Genomic DNA, 15,337 nt, shown 5'->3' with positions numbered 1-15,337 from the left:
CCCGACTTTTAATTTTGCTTCGGGGAACAGTCGCATGGATATTTAGCGTCGTAAATTGCACCGTATGTTTGCTTTTGTTGCGTCAATAGCAACGCTATGTGAATGCAGACATCGACTGGGCAAGGTGACTTGCCAGTTTCTGGGCCGCAATTGGCAACTGGCGGCCATTTTTAGCCACCAGATGCGCGCGCCCTTGCCCGAAGCCGGGGGATTGGATCGCGCGCTCACACAATACTCCGTCGGCAAGTTCACTCATGACAACGAAGCGCGGCAAAATAGTGATGCCCATGTCATTGCGCACGAAGGCTTTGAGCGCCGCGATGGAGCCGGTTTCGACTACCGCATGTAGGCGGAAGCCCAGCTTGGCCTCGCAGGCGCTAATCATGGCCCCAACCCCATAGCCACGATTGAGAATTGCGCAGGGCAGTTTTGCCAGTTCTGCCAATGTGATGGGGGTTTTATCAGTGACGACACTGCTATTTGGCGCAGCGAGCATGATCAGCGGCTGGCGCGCTTGGGCCAGAGATTTAATCTGCTGATCAGGCTCCACGTTATAGGCCATGCCCAGATGCGCCTGACCTGTTGTGACCAGATGAGTGACCTGCTCGGTCGAGCCGACGGATAGTTGGTAAGTGATCCCCGGATAGAGTTTGGAGAAATGGCTGAGAGAGGTTTTGAACAAATCGCCGACGAAGCCTTCGCCGATGGCCACGGATATAGCCCCGCGCTGCATATTTTTAAGCGCGTCGAACTGGGACTGCATAGCCTCAAGCGCGCCGTCTTGCTGGCGCAGGTAGTCTAGCAACACGGAGCCTGCCTGGGTCAGTTGCACCCCGTTTCGCCCCCGCTCCAGCAGGGTCGCGGCAAGGCGGGTTTCCAGCGCACTAATGCTGCGGCTGATAGTTGATGGCTCCACCCCAAGCTGCTCGGCGGCGGCACGAAGCGTCCCGCAATGGGCCGCCGCCATGAAACAACTGGTCTGCTTGGGGTCAAGGTGGTGCATTACCCTGAGACAGCGGACAGGCCCGCGTCCAAGGCTGATAGGATGGTTGTGACCTCGGCCTCGGTGATGATCAGTGGCGGTGACATCAACAGATTATTGCCACCGATACGGACCATGGCCCCGGCCTCGTAGGCTAGGTTGAACACTTGGTTAAGCGTGTCTGTCGTGGCTGGGGTTTTGGCCTGCGCATCGCTGACCAATTCTATCGCGGCCATCAAGCCATGCCCGCCGCGCACATCACCGATAATGGCGAACTTGTCTTTTAAGGCGGTGAGACCCGCAAACAGCTGATCCCCGCGCGGGCCAGCATTCTTGTGGATTTCCATGCGCTGGCTTTCGCGGATGCAGGCCAAGGCGGCGGCCGAGCCGATGGGGTGGGCTGAATAGGTGTAGCCGTGGTAAATGGCGGCCAACGAGGCATCGCCAGTTTCGAACACCTCGGCAACGGCGTCCGACACCATACAGGCGCCGAAGGGAAAGTAGCCTGACGTGATGCCCTTGGCCATTGTCATCATGTCAGGTTGCACGCCCCAATGGCGTGAGCCGGACCAATCACCAGTGCGCCCGAAACCTGTGATGACCTCATCGGCGATCATCAAAATGCCGTAGCGCGTGCAAATATTGCGCATCAATCCCATGAAGCTAGCATCGGGCACGATGACCCCGCCCGCGCCCTGAATGGGTTCCATGATGAAAGCGGCGATGGTCTCCGGGCCTTGGAATTCGATTTCGTCGACCATGGCGGCGGCGCAAAGTTGCGCCAGCTTGGCGGGGTCGGTCTCGTTGAAAGGGTTGCGATAGGGATAGGGCGATGGGATGTGAAAACAGCCGGGCAGCAAAGGCTCGTAGTTGATGCGGAAGCGGTTGTTGCCATTCACTGACGCGCCGCCGAAATGGGTGCCATGGTAGCCCTTTTTCAGCGACAAAAATTTGGTTCGCCCATGCGCGCCACGAACCTTGTGGTACTGGCGCGCGAGCCGTAGCGCAGTCTCCACCGCGTCAGAGCCGCCAGAGGTGAAGAAAGCGCGCCCCATGCCATCTGGTGCAAACATCTGGTGCAATTCATAGCTTAACTCAATTGCGGGCTCATTGGTGGTGCCGGCAAACGCGGAGTAATAGGGCAAGGTCTGCGCTTGCTCTGTCATGGCTTGCTTGATTGGCTCGCAGGAATAGCCGACATTCACGCACCAGAGCCCGCCAACCCCATCGACCACCGTGTGGCCGTTAATGTCGGTAACGGTCGAGCCTTGGGCCTTGGAGATAATGCGCGGTGGGGTGTCGCGCATTGCGCCGGGGTGGCCCATGGGGTGCCACAAGTGGCGGGCGTTGTTTTCATTAAGGAAGTTCGAGTCTTTCATGGGGCCATCTCCGCAAATTTACTGCCTCAAGGTTGCGCCAAAAAGCAACGCCTGCAAGTCCGTTTCCGACATCGCCCTTGTTTGGGGCGAAGCGGGGCTCTACATGGCAAGGATGAAACGATTTATCCCCTTTGTGAAGAAACAACCCACCGTCAATGCCGTCTCGATGAGCGGCGTTATTGCCGCTGGCGGGCGTGGTGGCAATTTGAATGACGCGGGGCTGGCCCCATTGCTGCAAAAGGCGTTCAAAAAAGGCAAGCCTGCGGCGGTGGCCTTGGTGTTGAACTCGCCCGGCGGCTCGCCAGTGCAAAGCTCGTTGATTGGGGCGCGCATTCGGCGGTTGTCCGAAGAGAACGAGGTGCCAGTGATCGCCTTTGTCGAGGATGTGGCTGCGTCGGGCGGCTATTGGCTGGCGGCAAGTGCTGACGAGATTTTTGTTGATCCCAGCTCTATTGTTGGCTCCATCGGGGTGATTTCTGCAAGCTTTGGGTTCACTGAATTGATGTCGCGCCAAGGCGTGGAGCGTCGCGTGCATACGGCGGGCAAGGACAAATCCATGCTGGACCCATTCCGCCCCGAGCGCCCCGCGGATGTGAAACGGCTGAAAGCACTTCAGGCGCAAATTCATGACAGTTTCATTGCGCATGTGAAAACATGTCGTGGCGTGAAGCTGTCTGACGATGGTGACTTGTTTACCGGCGAGATTTGGGTCGGCCAAAAAGCTATTGATGTGGGCCTCGCGGATGCGATTGGCCACTTGGTGCCGGTGATGAAAGAACGCTTCGGTGACAAGGTTGTGTTCAATAACTTCGGGCCGAAACGGTCGCTATTTCAACGCTTTGGCGCGCGTGTTTTGACGGATACGCTGGAGCAGCTGGACGAGAAGGCGCTTTGGGCGCAGTTTGGACTTTGAGCGAATGATTTTCAAAATCATCACTCTCTTTTTGGTTGGTATGGCCGTAATGGCCATGTTTGGTAAACTAAAATTCCCTAAGGTTGGGCCAAAGTTAGGGCGAAAGTTGGGGGCGGTGACCGCTCGTAAATGCCCTAAATGCGGAAGCTACAAAATCGGCAAGGGCCCGTGCCACTGCCTCAAAAAGGGCTAAGAAATGTTGGAGATACTAGGTGCGGTGGGGGGGCTGATACTCCTGCTTCTGGCTGGCGATGCATTGGTGCGAGGCGCGGTAAACCTGTCTTTGCGTTTGGGCATTCCCGCGCTGATCGTAAGCCTTACGATCGTGGCCTTCGGGACATCCGCCCCTGAGTTATTGATCGCTGTGAAGGCCGTCGTCCGCGGCGTTCCGGGTTTGGCATTAGGTAATGTTGTGGGGTCGAACACAGCGAATGTACTGCTGGTCTTGGGCATTCCTGCGCTGTTCTCGGGCCTGCCGACCAGCATGTGCGACACGCGCAAAAGCTATGTCCAGATGATTGCCGCGAGCTTGCTGTTCATTGGCGTTTGCTTTTTTGGGCCGATCACATGGGTGCACGCGCTGGTGCTGCTTGCGGGCATGGCGGTCATCCTTGCGGACCAGTTTCGTGACGCACTTTGCGGGCGCGCCGAAGCCAAAGCCGGGGCTGACCCTGAGGGTGCGGATCCGACGATGGCGGGCTGGAAAATTGCGGCCTACCTTCTGGCGGGCCTCATTGGGCTGCCGCTGGGCGCGAGTTTGTTGGTGGACAACGCCAGCATTATCGCCAGCCGCCTTGGAGTGTCGGACACAGTTATCGGCCTAACACTGGTGGCCGTAGGCACATCGCTGCCAGAGCTTGCCACCACTGTCATTGCCGCGATGCGCAAGCAGGCGGATGTGGCCTTGGGCAATGTTATTGGCTCGAACCTGTTTAACCTGTTGATGATCATTGGTATCGCGGGCCTGGTTGGTCCTATTCCTGTGCCACAGGCATTCTTGCAATTTGACCTGTGGGTCATGCTGGGTGCATCCTTGATCTTGATCCCGGCGGTGTTCTTTCGCAAGGATTTGGGCAAACGCTGGGGCATCGCGCTTTGCATGCTATACGGGGCCTATATTTTGATTGTGTTGCAAGCGGGGGCGTAAATGATCACAGGGCGGGCATTGGTAACAGGAGCCGCTGGTCGGCTGGGCAGGGCAATGTCCTTGCAGCTTGCCGATTTGGGGTTCGACGTTGCCGTGCATTATGGAACGTCGGCGCAAGAGGCGGATGAGACGGTTAAACTGATCGAGGCCAAAGGGCGTAAATCTGTGGCGCTGCAAGCTGATTTACTGGACTTGGACGCGGCAGAGGCTTTGGTGCCAGCAGCGGCAAAGGCTTTGGGCGGGCCGTTAAGTGTTTTGATCAATAACGCGTCTATCTTTGAGTACGACACGTTGGAAACCGCCACGCGGGGCAATTGGGATCGGCACATGGCGTCAAATTTTCAAGCTCCGTTCTTGTTGACGCAAAGCTTTGCCACGCAAGCCCCGACAGTGGGCAAAGATGCGCAGGGGGAGCCTTTGGCGCAGGCCGCAATTATCAACATGGTTGATCAGCGGGTGCGCAAGTTAACACCAGAGTTCATGACCTATACGCTTGCTAAAATGGGGCTGTGGGCATTGACGCAAACCAGTGCACAGGCCTTGGCACCTGCAATTCGGGTGAACGCGATTGGGCCGGGACCAACGATGCAGGGCGCGCGGCAGTCGGACGGCCATTTTGCAAGGCAGCGGGCTGCCACCATTTTGGAGCGCGGGCCAAACGCTGCCGATATCACGGCAGCTTTGGTGTATATTTTGCACGCACCAGCTTTGACAGGCCAGCTTTTGTGCATTGATGCAGGGCAACATTTAGCTTGGAAGACATCAGATGTTTTGGGCGTTGAATAACTTGAATCGCAGTATTTTCTGAGGAATGGGATTGACTTGTCCACTCAACGTGGGGTCTCGCGAATCTATTTACAAATAGTTTAATGTTTTCAGTTGGTTGGCAAATGGCAATAAAAATATCTTTTAAAATCAATTACTTGAATGAGCGCCTATTTTTTGTGCAAACAGGTTTTGACCCGGATATATAACGATAAATTCCGGTTCAGGCCAATTCGCCCACAAGGTTATCCACAAGATCAGTGGAAAGCTTTTATCTTGATCATAACTCGGTGACATTGCAGGGAAGTAGGGAATCACATGACAAACGCCACCGACGGCCCACCTGATGTTCCAAAGGTTGCCGGACATGCTTGCGTGCAGGCGTACCTAAAGACGCTCGACAATTCGCCGGGCGTTTACCGGATGTTGGATGCGCAACAAAGCGTGCTTTACGTGGGTAAGGCGCGGGCGCTGCGCAAGCGGGTCTCGAGTTATGCGAACCCCAACGGACATTCGCCGCGCATTGAGCGGATGATCTCGGAAACAACGTCGATGATGTTTCTGACGACCAAGACCGAAACCGAGGCGCTGCTGTTAGAGCAAAATCTGATCAAGCAACTTAAGCCGAAGTTTAACGTGCTGCTGCGCGACGATAAAAGCTTTCCCAATATTTTGGTCACCAATCGCCATGACTACCCACAAATCAAGAAGCATCGTGGCGCGAAGCGTGAGAAAGGCGATTACTACGGCCCGTTTGCCAGCGCGGGGGCGGTGAACCGAACGCTGAACCAATTGCAGCGCGCGTTTTTGTTGCGCAATTGCTCGGACAGCGATTTTGAGACACGGACGCGGCCTTGCCTGCAATATCAGATCAAACGCTGTGCCGCCCCTTGCGTGGGCAAGATCAGCCGTGAAGAATATGGCGGGCTGGTTGTGGATGCACAGCGGTTTTTGTCGGGGAAGTCATCTGAGATGCAAGCGCAACTTGCGGTCAAGATGCAAGAGGCGTCCGAGGCCATGGAGTTCGAGCGCGCGGGCGCGTTACGCGACCGGATCAGAGCGATGACCCAAGTGCAGACGACACAGGGGATTAACCCTAAAACGGTGACGGAGGCCGACATCATCGCTCTGCATTTGGAGCATGGGCAGGCCTGCGTGCAGGTGTTTTTTATTCGTGCCAACCAAAACTGGGGGAACCGAGATTTCTACCCTAAAACGGCCAATGCCGCCGAGGCTGAAATTTTGCAGGCCTTCATCGGGCAATTCTATTCCGATAAGGAACCTCCGCGTCAAATCATCTTATCCCACGCGATTGAGGACGATGATTTGATGGCCGACGCGCTGGGTGGAAAAATTAACCGTAAGGTTGAAATTTTGGTCCCGCAGCGGGGTGAAAAGCAAGAGTTGGTGACCTCGGCGCTGCGTAACGCGCGCGAAAGCTTAGCGCGTAAAATGTCGGAGAGCGCGACGCAGACCAAGTTGCTCAAGGGCGTGGCCGAGGCGTTTAATCTGGATGCACCGCCCAAGCGGATCGAAGTTTATGACAACTCGCATATTCAGGGCACGAATGCCGTGGGTGGGATGATTGTGGCGGGGCAAGAAGGATTTTTGCGCAACCAGTATCGCAAGTTCAACATCAAGGGCGAAGACTTGGTTCCGGGCGATGACTTCGGGATGATGAAAGAGGTGTTGATGCGCCGTTTCAAACGCCTGCAAAAGGAAGATCCCGAGCGCAAGGCCGAGGCATGGCCGGACTTGCTGTTGATTGATGGCGGTGCGGGGCAGGTTTCCGCGGTGCGAGAAATTATGCGCGAGATGGATGTTGAAGACATCGCCATGGTGGGGGTGGCCAAGGGTGTGGATCGCGACGCGGGAAAAGAAGAATTTCACCGCACTGGCAAACGTCCCTTTGCATTGCGCCACAATGATCCGGTGCTGTATTTCATCCAACGCCTGCGCGACGAGGCGCACCGCTTTGCCATTGGCACACACCGTGCCAAACGCGCCAAGGCACAATTGAAAAGTCCGCTTGATGAGATCGAGGGCGTGGGGCCAAAACGCAAAAAGGCTCTGTTGTTGCATTTTGGCTCGGCCAAGGCGGTGGGGCGCGCAGCACTTGCGGATTTGACCAGCGTGGAGGGGGTCTCCGCGACCATGGCGCAGATGATTTACGACCATTTCAATGAGCGCGGATAAACTTCGGTATTGTGGGTTGGCAATCTTGGTCCTAGCGTCCTGAGGATGACCACACAAAACGCCCTGACTGATCGCATCGCCGCCAAGCGCGATGACCTGATTGTGCTGACCCAAGAGCTGGTACGCATCCCGACGCTGAACCCTCCGGGGGAAAATTACCGCGAGATTTGCGAGTATTTGGCAACGCGGCTGCGCGCCAAAGGGTTCCAATGCGAATTGATCCGTGCGCATGGCACGCCCGGCGATAGCGAGCGTTATCCGCGCTGGAACCTTGTGGCGCGGATTGAAGGGGCGCGGGCGGGGGATTGCGTGCATTTCAACAGCCACATTGACGTGGTGGAGGTGGGCGCGGGCTGGACCTTTGATCCGTTTGGCGCGGAGCTGCATGAGGGCAAAATTTACGGGCGCGGTACCTGCGATATGAAGGGTGGTATGGCCGCATCCATCATTGCTGTGGAGGCGTTTATTGAGGAATATCCAGACTTCACGGGCGCGATTGAGATCAGCGCCACGGCGGACGAGGAGACGGGGGGATATGGCGGCGTGGCCTATCTGGCCGAGCAGGGGCATTACAAGAATGTGGACCATGTGATCATTCCCGAGCCGTTGCAAAAGGACCGCATTTGTCTGGGCCATCGCGGCGTGTGGTGGGGCCAGATCGAGACCCATGGCGAGATCGCACATGGTTCGATGCCGTTTCTTGGCGACTGCGCCGTACGCCACATGGGCGCGGTGCTGCATGAGATGGAAGAAAGCCTGTTTCCCGCCTTGGCACAGAAACACACGGCGATGCCTGTGGTGCCTGTAGGGGCGCGCTCGTCCACGATGAACATCAACTCACTACATGGCGGGCAGGCGGAACCCGATGCAGATTTCACCGGGCTGCCCTCGGCCTGCGTGCCTGATTACGCAAAAATGATCGTGGACCGGCGCTATCTGATGGAGGAGAGCCGCGAGGAGGTCGAGGGCGAAATTCGCGCGGTGTTGGAAAAGGTAAAATCTGAGCGCGAAAACTTCCGCTATGACCTGAGTGAGATTTGGTCGGTTGAGCCGACGATGACCCCGAAGGATGCGCCCGTTGTGAGCTCAGTCGCCAAGGCGGTGCAGGCGGTTTTAGGCAAGCAGGCGGAATATGTGGTCTCGCCGGGAACCTATGACCAAAAGCACATCGACCGTATTGGCAAGCTGAAAAACTGCATCGCCTATGGGCCGGGATTGCTGGAACTGGCGCATAAGCCCGATGAATATGTGGGTGTGGATGACATGGTGGATTCCGCCAAGGTTATGGGGGTGGTTTTAGTGGATCTATTGGTGCCTGAAATCGCGTATTAACACGAAAGGTTCTAGCTCAAGGCGAGTGACAATTCAGGGGGTAGGTCTGACCCACTCTAGGTGTAAAATTCAGTTATCGTGGCGAGGATGAGGTCAAAACTCATGACAGGTTTTGTACGAAAACAGGTTACCCCAAAATCATTCGGGTGGATAGCGGGCCGGAATTTACCTCTCCGTAAGGTAATTTTTTATTCATATACGCATTTTATTGGTTCTGAAGCCACCAAGAAAAGTATTTATTATTCTAGAAACACTTCTGCAGGAGAGTAATTAAAATCTCAACACAGAATAAGATTGCAATAAGGTTAAGGCTACTTTTTCACTGGAAAGAAGAGTCTGAGACGACAAGTCAGATGCAAGAAGAAAATTTGTTCTCAATTTTTCTCTAGCTTCGCTAAGTTTAAACCCATCAAAGTGGCTCACTCCAAGGCGGGATTCTGATCTATTTTTTAATGTTTCTATTTGACGGTCTAGTGATTGGTTTCCAAAGCCGTCTGGCAAAAATAGCGCTCTCTCAAAAATAGATTTAAGCGGTGCATTCCCAAGGATGGAAAGCCACTTGGCATTGTCAGACGATTGGCTGTCCGATATTTTAAGTAGTTCTCGATCCAGAGATAAGGCAAGCCGAAGGTCTGCGTCTTGGTCCCCGACAGCGACTTCGAAGCTTCTGTCTTTAAATGCGTCAAGTATTTCGTCTGAAAAACCGCTTGATTGCGTTCGGGGTGTATCAGAGTCTCCAAATCCAAAGGCCTTCGAAAGCGCAAGGTACCGTTTATCAGAAAACTTGTTCGCAAGGGAGTTTTCGTTCAATGTCCCTTCTTCTAAAATTTTTCTAATTAGATATTTATTGTTGATATCGCCTTCGAGCCCAAAGGCAGCTAGCGATACCTTTAGAAGTTCTCGGTCGTTAACGAGTTGCTCGGCCGTCTTGATATCTGATATTCTATCCTTAAAGGCGTCACTTTCTCGCTTGTTTTGAGTGGATTGAGAGAAAGAAGATTTTTGATTATCAAGTGTTCGCTCAAGGAAGAGCCAACCTTGCAGGCCCGATTGAGGGATTATTGGAATGTAGGTCATTGAAGGCTCGATGCCATTAAGCGATCTTCACGCGCTATCAATGAGCGTAAGGATTTTAATGCTGGATAGAATTGATTGTTGAGAACGAGTTTGGTTGTTACATCAAAGATCCCTCGGCTGTCAGAGTCTAACAGGACGTGGCTCAACTGCTCCACACCACGAAGTACTTGCTGCTTTCCTCGGATGTCGTCAGCATCTCCAGACAGAATAAGCTGCAATACGTAACAAACTCGCCGAACGGGAGAGTTCGCTTCATTTGGGTGCATTGCATCTTTTAGTCGAAGTATTTTTGCGCCAGGAGTTAAGATGTTAACACGCCCACGACGATCACCATTCTCAAGCACTGCTCCATTAATCAAAACACGCTCTTTTGGCCCAAGCTTAATAACTAAGCCGCTCATGGAGCGCCCCCATCGCAACCTAATCCCCGCATTACAGACAAATTTATATCCGTTAAGGCGTCTGAAGTGGCCGCTCCTTTAAGTACTTTTCTAGTGTGATCCGCAACAAACTTGGAGAGGTAAAATATCTGAGACTTGAGGCCACTGGGTAGATGATTATCGACGTTAGATACATCGGCAGCAAGTGTAGTCCAAAGTTTCCTATTGGTGTGAAGTGCTGCCGCCAATGCTGGAAATGACGCTGGCCCCATTTGTGATGCATCCTTTATTTGGTGAGTCACCTTCGCAAAAATTTCAAACTCAATCCCCCGATCTGTCCGAAGTGGTGTGTTTGCTCTTCCATATGCGGAAATTGCCTGGTGTGTGGCGTTCATCTTTTGGCCTCCCTAGTGATTAATTTAAGAATGATTGGCGGGGCTTATTAAGCGCCCCACCATTTCATTTAATTACCGGAAGAGTGATAGGATACTTTGCGGTGCCTGGTTTGCGATCGAAAGAGCCTGTACGCCAAGTTGTTGTTGAACTTGAAGTGCTTGAAGGCGTGCAGAGGCTTCCTCCATGTCGGCGTCAACTAGGGTGCCAATCCCAGATTGCAATGAGTCAGTCAGTTTTCCAATGAATTCAGATTGCGTTTCGATACGACCCTGAGCCGACCCAAACTCTGCGGCAGCATCAATTGAGTTCTGAATAAGAACTTCAACGTTTTGGAGGGCGGATTCTGCTCCCTGGTTGGAGGTTACATCAATGTCGCCAAGGCCAAACAATCCCCCAGATGCGTTACCGTCTTGTGCACCAACAGCAGTAAATGTCGAAATAGATGTAGCACTGTCGTTGTCAATTTTGAGAACCATCTCGCCATTGTCGTTAGTCGTAACCTGTGTGGATATGCCTTCAATTCCTGCCGAATCGATCGCGGCTTTTAAGCCGTTGGCTACATCTTCAAATGTTTCACCTTCACCAGCCACATATGTTGCAACATCCGAGCCAACGGTAATCCGATACCCATCACCTGCGTTGACTTTGGAAACCGCAGAGAAAGTCACGCTCTCGGATCGCTCCGCGATGGATGCGGTTCCATCAACGACAGGAGAGCCCGCGAACGTGAGATCTACCTCCGCAAATGCCCGTGTTGAAGTTATCTCCAAGTCACTGCCGTTTCTTGCTGCGCTAACACCTTCTAAGCCTAGAGCATTAATGGCTCCAGCTATCTGATCAATTGCAAGTTCTTCAGTGTCTGTTGCAGAGAATGTACCGGCTGAGAAATTTAGAGTACTTCCTGCAACTGTTATTTGGAAGTCGTCACCAGACATGTCCGCGCTATTTGAAAATGTGATGGCTTCGGTATTCCCGGTGTTTGCAATTGGTCCAGCCGATGCGGTGGAGTTTGCAGATAGAGACGTGCCGGTTCCGTACGTACCTGTACTGTCGGATAAATCAGCCCGGGAAATTTTGATATTAGATGCGCTGACGGAACCGTCGCTAAGGCGATCTAGGGAGGATAGAATTTCAACCGCATCGGTGCCTTTTAACATGTTCAGTCCGTTAAATTGCGCGGCACCAACCACGGATTTGATCTGAGATGTAAGTGCGTCGATATCTGTTTGAATTTTTTCCCGATCAACATTTTGCTCTTGAGATGACACTACCTTCCCTTTAATTTCCGTGAGAAGATCTGTAACGGTTTCGGCACCTTGACGAGCGACAGCTACTGTTGATTCTCCTAAAGATAGGCTTTCGGAAATGGCTTTGAAGCCTTTTACATCTGATTCCATCACTTTTGAGATGGCCCAAAGAGCCGAGTTATCTTTTGCGGAAGAAACAGACTTGCCGGTTGAGATTTCAGATTGAATTTGCAGTAGATTCGAGTTGATAGATTTCAGAGTTTGCAACGCGACCATTGCGCCGTTATTGGTTAGGATACTAGACATTCAATTATTCCTCATATTCGACGCATTCAACGTCGCGATTTGCTCACCTTCGGTGATAGAAGAGTCGTTTTGACAAATGCCCGGCGGTTGTTCGTTCCGTCGTGCGCCACCCCATTCGCAGGGTGCCCGCCTAATTGACTTCGAACACCCTAAGGGTTTCCTAATGTTTGCGCTTGAAGTTGAGACAGTTTTAGTAAATGAAATTCAAGCTTTCGTTTCGCGGCGGTTGTACGGGGAGCTGATTTTCCCCCCATCAATCGAATAAGTTTCCAATCGAATGCTGGATTCACGTATGCCTTTTAAGCGAACGTCTGCTGATATTAAACCTTTCTTAACTGAAATATACAAACTTTCAACGATAGAAGTTGCTATGGTTATAGAGCTAAGTTCATCTTTGGAGACAGTTTCTTTTCCCTTGGTAAGCGCGAGTATTAAAACTTCTTTCTTCTTCCCTATAGCTTCAAGGGCGTTAAGGTTTCCAGATGTTAGTATGACCCTTTCGTCTGCCAATAGATCTAAAAGGCGAGATCCTAGGCTGTATTTTTTAAATAGATTCATTGTTGTGATCCATAATGCTATTAGAGAAATGAGATGCGAGCCCGAGTCCGCCTTTTTCAGCAATCAACTTTGCTTGTTGTTCCCTTAGGAAAGATTGAAATTGCTGCTCGCCAAGGCCGCCATTGAACTCACCTGATCTAGCCTCCATGCCGATTGATTTTAACATCTCTGAAATGAATGAGGCCTCCAATTTTGTTGCAATATTTTGCCGATCTTGAATTTTTGAGTTTAATGCTGAATTAATATCAAACCCTGCGGTGTTAGATATTTTCATATGTCTCTCCTGCTGTAACGAAATTTAGGTATAAATACCGGGCGGAAGTAAAGAACCGGTAACTACTACATGTCATTTAGAAGTACGTAATTTAGCAAAGGTGTCAGAATGACCTTTTCCCTGCAGATTTTTGTGGATGCCCTAACGAGTCGGTTTGGAAGGGAAGGGGGCGACCGTAACGGCGAACCTTCCTCAACCCTTCAAGGGGACAAGTCAGACGGGAGTCCCTATGCAGAATTTTTTGAGTTGGTGGATATGGATGAGGCGGCCTCGGCAGATTGGAGTGCGTTGGGCTCCAATCTGCCTGCAGATGTGGTGCCACCGAGTAAGGAGGCCGAGGCCAAGCAGAAGTTCCTTGAACTTGATGTTGAGGGCACTCAAGGTGAATTGAACGAAGAACTTCTAAGCTCTACGAAATTACATGTCGTGAGTGCATTACATCTGGGTGAGGTTGCTGCCGACAACGATGAAACGCCACATACCCCTAACTTAAAAGAAGGGGGGCAAGAGTTTGCTTCTATTAATGTGGTTCCTTTGAAGGAAAGAACGGGCGTTTCTGATCTTGGTGGTGTTGGAATAGTTCAGGCCGTAGAGGGAGTGACCCCAACAGTAGTTGATGTGATTCGGACTGCGAGTACATTAAAACGGTCTGACGCTAAAACAACAGATATTGCGCCGTTGCCTATGGAAGCGGGCCGGAGGCCTCTGGATGGGGAAAGGCCAACAGCACTTCCTGTACCTGAAAACGACTTTTTACTTGGTGCAAGCCAAAGGGAAGCAGAGGCCCCCCGCGCTCCTGATGAACAGTTAGGTGGAAATAGGCGGAAACATGAGCTCCAACCTGTAGTTAAGCCCGTGCCGCTAGATATTATAACGCCTCCTGAGCCGCGCCAAATGCAACTCCATGAGAATCTAAATTCTACCGCTCATATACTAGCGACGAGAGATGGCGGCACTCTGGAAACAGTCTTGCCTGTGTCTATAATTAGGGCGCCCCCTAGGTCGTTTGAGCGCGTGCAAAATGGGCTTCAAGCCATTTACCAACGTACTCAGGTGCAAACCGAGGATGCTGAGAAACTTATGTATTCGGCGTATGAGCAGTGGGCCGTCATAGAAGCTGACGGGGAAGTTTCTTTTGAAAAATCACTAGGTGTACTGCCAGTAGCGCCTACACTTCCTCTTGCGGAGTTGTTGCCGCAGTCACTGGGGGAGGTTTTGGACCTTGGGGGTAAGTTAAACCTTTCGAGCCAAGAACCTATTGGAAATGGTAGAGGTCTTAGCGCGGAATCTAGTGCGCTGCCGCGGATGCCTACCGCTGGGGGACAGCTTCAGCTGGTGCATCATGCTGGAACTCAAATTAGTACGGCTGTGGCGACAGGCGGGGGCAGGGAGGTAGATATTCGCTTAGATCCCGAAGAGCTTGGACGAGTTCGGATCGTGCTGTCGAGTAAAGATGGTGGCATGAATGTTTTGATTATAGCTGACCGGCCTGAAACCTTGGATTTAATGCGCCGAAACTATGAGCAGTTGGAGGCAAGCTTTTCGGATGTTGGGTACGAGAATACTAGTTTTAGTTTTGAGCAGGGTGACTCAGATAACAATGACCAAGGTCGACCATCGGACGAAAATTTGGATTCGGATTCAACTAGTGAACTCACTGAAGTGGCACTCCTTGGAACTAGGCCACCATCAGATAAATTGGATATTAGACTATAAGGACGAACTGCTATGGACGCGATAACTTCGACATCATCTACGAATTCTACAGCCGCTACAGAAACTGTTTCATCACAAAGTATCATTAGCTCTGACTTTGAAACATTCCTTGTAATGCTTACGGCGCAGATGGAAAATCAAGATCCACTTAACCCGCTAGATTCGCAAGATTTTGCGACCCAGCTCGCGACATTTTCGGGCGTTGAGCAGCAGGTTAAAACCAATGATTTGCTCAGTGCGTTGAGTTCGCAGTTTCTCACCTCAGGTCTTGGGGATATGGCTAGCTGGGTGGGGATGGACGCACGCATGGCCACCCCAGCGTATTTCGACGGCTCCCCTGTCGAAATTGTAGCAAATCCACCAAGCTTTTCCGAGAGCACAGAGCTGGTTGTTTTAGATGCAAATGGGGACGAAGTGCAAAGGCTAGACATACCTGTTTCAGACGAGCCTTTCGAGTGGGCGGGTGTTTCCAGTGACGGGGAGCCGTTCGAAGAGGGGAGCTACAGCTTTCAGGTCGTTGCTTACAGTAATGATGAAATCATTGACGTGCATGTTCCCGACATCTTTGCTGAAGTGAAGGAAGTCCGGATAATTGACCTTCAAACGGTCGTTGTCTTGGGCGGGGGAGATATCTACCCATCCTCACTTGTAACAGGGTTGCGCTAGCTG

Annotated in this window: 16 protein-coding genes; 8 read left to right on the top strand and 8 right to left on the bottom strand. The window is 52.2% G+C overall.

Going from position 1 to position 15,337, the window contains the following annotated elements; all coding sequences use genetic code 11:
• Nucleotides 1–94: 94 nt before the first annotated feature.
• Entirely contained in the window at nucleotides 95–1,003 is a 909-nt protein-coding gene (locus AC3Y7R_RS09905) for a LysR family transcriptional regulator (protein ID WP_490041871.1), read from the bottom strand.
• Nucleotides 1,003–2,361 (bottom strand): aminotransferase class III-fold pyridoxal phosphate-dependent enzyme, encoded by a 1,359-nt coding sequence (locus AC3Y7R_RS09900; protein ID WP_490041870.1) that lies wholly within the window; start codon nucleotides 2,359–2,361, stop codon nucleotides 1,003–1,005. The genes AC3Y7R_RS09905 and AC3Y7R_RS09900 overlap by 1 nt, the downstream gene beginning before the upstream one ends.
• Nucleotides 2,362–2,473: 112 nt before the next feature.
• On the opposite strand from AC3Y7R_RS09900, the gene AC3Y7R_RS09895 reads away from it, so the two are divergent.
• The 6 genes from AC3Y7R_RS09895 (at nucleotide 2,474) to AC3Y7R_RS09870 (ending at nucleotide 8,714) form a co-directional block, all read left to right on the top strand.
• Nucleotides 2,474–3,274, top strand: a complete 801-nt coding sequence (locus tag AC3Y7R_RS09895; RefSeq protein WP_490041869.1) for a S49 family peptidase — start codon at nucleotides 2,474–2,476, stop codon at nucleotides 3,272–3,274.
• Between the two features lie 4 nt (nucleotides 3,275–3,278).
• Nucleotides 3,279–3,467 (top strand): hypothetical protein, encoded by a 189-nt coding sequence (locus AC3Y7R_RS09890; protein WP_490041868.1) that lies wholly within the window; start codon nucleotides 3,279–3,281, stop codon nucleotides 3,465–3,467.
• Between the two features lie 3 nt (nucleotides 3,468–3,470).
• Nucleotides 3,471–4,421, top strand: coding sequence for a calcium/sodium antiporter (locus AC3Y7R_RS09885; protein WP_490041867.1), 951 nt, complete (start codon nucleotides 3,471–3,473; stop codon nucleotides 4,419–4,421).
• Entirely contained in the window at nucleotides 4,422–5,207 is a 786-nt protein-coding gene (locus AC3Y7R_RS09880) for an SDR family oxidoreductase (RefSeq protein ID WP_490041866.1), read from the top strand.
• Nucleotides 5,208–5,504: 297 nt separating this feature from the next.
• Nucleotides 5,505–7,382 carry an excinuclease ABC subunit UvrC gene (gene uvrC, locus AC3Y7R_RS09875; RefSeq protein WP_490041865.1) on the top strand — a complete coding sequence of 626 codons (1,878 nt, stop codon included), beginning with the start codon at nucleotides 5,505–5,507 and terminating at the stop codon, nucleotides 7,380–7,382.
• A 45-nt stretch (nucleotides 7,383–7,427) separates the two neighbouring features.
• Nucleotides 7,428–8,714 (top strand): acetylornithine deacetylase/succinyl-diaminopimelate desuccinylase family protein, encoded by a 1,287-nt coding sequence (locus tag AC3Y7R_RS09870; protein ID WP_490041864.1) that lies wholly within the window; start codon nucleotides 7,428–7,430, stop codon nucleotides 8,712–8,714.
• Between the two features lie 270 nt (nucleotides 8,715–8,984).
• On the opposite strand, the gene AC3Y7R_RS09865 is transcribed toward AC3Y7R_RS09870, so the two are convergent.
• The 6 genes from AC3Y7R_RS09865 to AC3Y7R_RS09840 form a co-directional block, all read right to left on the bottom strand.
• Nucleotides 8,985–9,791: a DUF1217 domain-containing protein gene (locus tag AC3Y7R_RS09865; protein ID WP_490041863.1), complete on the bottom strand. Its 807-nt coding sequence runs from the start codon at nucleotides 9,789–9,791 to the stop codon at nucleotides 8,985–8,987.
• Nucleotides 9,788–10,192, bottom strand: coding sequence for a flagellar biosynthesis repressor FlbT (gene flbT / locus AC3Y7R_RS09860; protein ID WP_490041862.1), 405 nt, complete (start codon nucleotides 10,190–10,192; stop codon nucleotides 9,788–9,790). The genes AC3Y7R_RS09865 and flbT overlap by 4 nt, the downstream gene beginning before the upstream one ends.
• The gene (flaF, locus tag AC3Y7R_RS09855; RefSeq protein ID WP_490041861.1) at nucleotides 10,189–10,566 is read right to left on the bottom strand and encodes a flagellar biosynthesis regulator FlaF; all 378 of its coding nucleotides are present in this window, start codon (nucleotides 10,564–10,566) and stop codon (nucleotides 10,189–10,191) included. The genes flbT and flaF overlap by 4 nt, the downstream gene beginning before the upstream one ends.
• Before the next feature lie 72 nt (nucleotides 10,567–10,638).
• On the bottom strand, nucleotides 10,639–12,120 hold the full coding sequence (locus AC3Y7R_RS09850) for a flagellin N-terminal helical domain-containing protein (RefSeq protein WP_490041860.1): 1,482 nt from the start codon (nucleotides 12,118–12,120) through the stop codon (nucleotides 10,639–10,641).
• 204 nt (nucleotides 12,121–12,324) lie between these two features.
• Nucleotides 12,325–12,678, bottom strand: coding sequence for a hypothetical protein (locus AC3Y7R_RS09845; protein WP_490041859.1), 354 nt, complete (start codon nucleotides 12,676–12,678; stop codon nucleotides 12,325–12,327).
• Nucleotides 12,665–12,952: a rod-binding protein gene (locus AC3Y7R_RS09840; RefSeq protein ID WP_490041858.1), complete on the bottom strand. Its 288-nt coding sequence runs from the start codon at nucleotides 12,950–12,952 to the stop codon at nucleotides 12,665–12,667. Before AC3Y7R_RS09840 ends, AC3Y7R_RS09845 begins: the two co-directional genes overlap by 14 nt.
• 108 nt (nucleotides 12,953–13,060) lie before the next feature.
• Here AC3Y7R_RS09840 and AC3Y7R_RS09835 point away from each other — a divergent pair, with 108 nt between their 5' ends.
• On the top strand, nucleotides 13,061–14,668 hold the full coding sequence (locus AC3Y7R_RS09835; RefSeq protein ID WP_490041857.1) for a flagellar hook-length control protein FliK: 1,608 nt from the start codon (nucleotides 13,061–13,063) through the stop codon (nucleotides 14,666–14,668).
• A 12-nt stretch (nucleotides 14,669–14,680) separates the two neighbouring features.
• Nucleotides 14,681–15,334: a flagellar hook capping FlgD N-terminal domain-containing protein gene (locus AC3Y7R_RS09830; protein ID WP_490041856.1), complete on the top strand. Its 654-nt coding sequence runs from the start codon at nucleotides 14,681–14,683 to the stop codon at nucleotides 15,332–15,334.
• The last annotated feature ends 3 nt before the right edge of the window (nucleotides 15,335–15,337 follow it).

Source organism: Litoreibacter sp. (genome assembly GCF_058136045.1).
This window is presented reverse-complemented; position numbering and strand designations above follow the sequence as displayed.

Excerpts from the sequence above, each read along its gene's own strand:
- AC3Y7R_RS09905 (WP_490041871.1), bottom strand. The coding sequence starts at position 1,003 with ATGCACCACCTTGACCCCAAGCAGACCAGTTGTTTCATGGCGGCGGCC.
- AC3Y7R_RS09900 (WP_490041870.1), bottom strand. The coding sequence starts at position 2,361 with ATGAAAGACTCGAACTTCCTTAATGAAAACAACGCCCGCCACTTGTGG.
- AC3Y7R_RS09895 (WP_490041869.1), top strand. The coding sequence starts at position 2,474 with ATGAAACGATTTATCCCCTTTGTGAAGAAACAACCCACCGTCAATGCC.
- AC3Y7R_RS09890 (WP_490041868.1), top strand. The coding sequence starts at position 3,279 with ATGATTTTCAAAATCATCACTCTCTTTTTGGTTGGTATGGCCGTAATG.
- AC3Y7R_RS09885 (WP_490041867.1), top strand. The coding sequence starts at position 3,471 with ATGTTGGAGATACTAGGTGCGGTGGGGGGGCTGATACTCCTGCTTCTG.
- AC3Y7R_RS09880 (WP_490041866.1), top strand. The coding sequence starts at position 4,422 with ATGATCACAGGGCGGGCATTGGTAACAGGAGCCGCTGGTCGGCTGGGC.
- uvrC (WP_490041865.1), top strand. The coding sequence starts at position 5,505 with ATGACAAACGCCACCGACGGCCCACCTGATGTTCCAAAGGTTGCCGGA.
- AC3Y7R_RS09870 (WP_490041864.1), top strand. The coding sequence starts at position 7,428 with ATGACCACACAAAACGCCCTGACTGATCGCATCGCCGCCAAGCGCGAT.
- AC3Y7R_RS09865 (WP_490041863.1), bottom strand. The coding sequence starts at position 9,791 with ATGACCTACATTCCAATAATCCCTCAATCGGGCCTGCAAGGTTGGCTC.
- flbT (WP_490041862.1), bottom strand. The coding sequence starts at position 10,192 with ATGAGCGGCTTAGTTATTAAGCTTGGGCCAAAAGAGCGTGTTTTGATT.
- flaF (WP_490041861.1), bottom strand. The coding sequence starts at position 10,566 with ATGAACGCCACACACCAGGCAATTTCCGCATATGGAAGAGCAAACACA.
- AC3Y7R_RS09850 (WP_490041860.1), bottom strand. The coding sequence starts at position 12,120 with ATGTCTAGTATCCTAACCAATAACGGCGCAATGGTCGCGTTGCAAACT.
- AC3Y7R_RS09845 (WP_490041859.1), bottom strand. The coding sequence starts at position 12,678 with ATGAATCTATTTAAAAAATACAGCCTAGGATCTCGCCTTTTAGATCTA.
- AC3Y7R_RS09840 (WP_490041858.1), bottom strand. The coding sequence starts at position 12,952 with ATGAAAATATCTAACACCGCAGGGTTTGATATTAATTCAGCATTAAAC.
- AC3Y7R_RS09835 (WP_490041857.1), top strand. The coding sequence starts at position 13,061 with ATGACCTTTTCCCTGCAGATTTTTGTGGATGCCCTAACGAGTCGGTTT.
- AC3Y7R_RS09830 (WP_490041856.1), top strand. The coding sequence starts at position 14,681 with ATGGACGCGATAACTTCGACATCATCTACGAATTCTACAGCCGCTACA.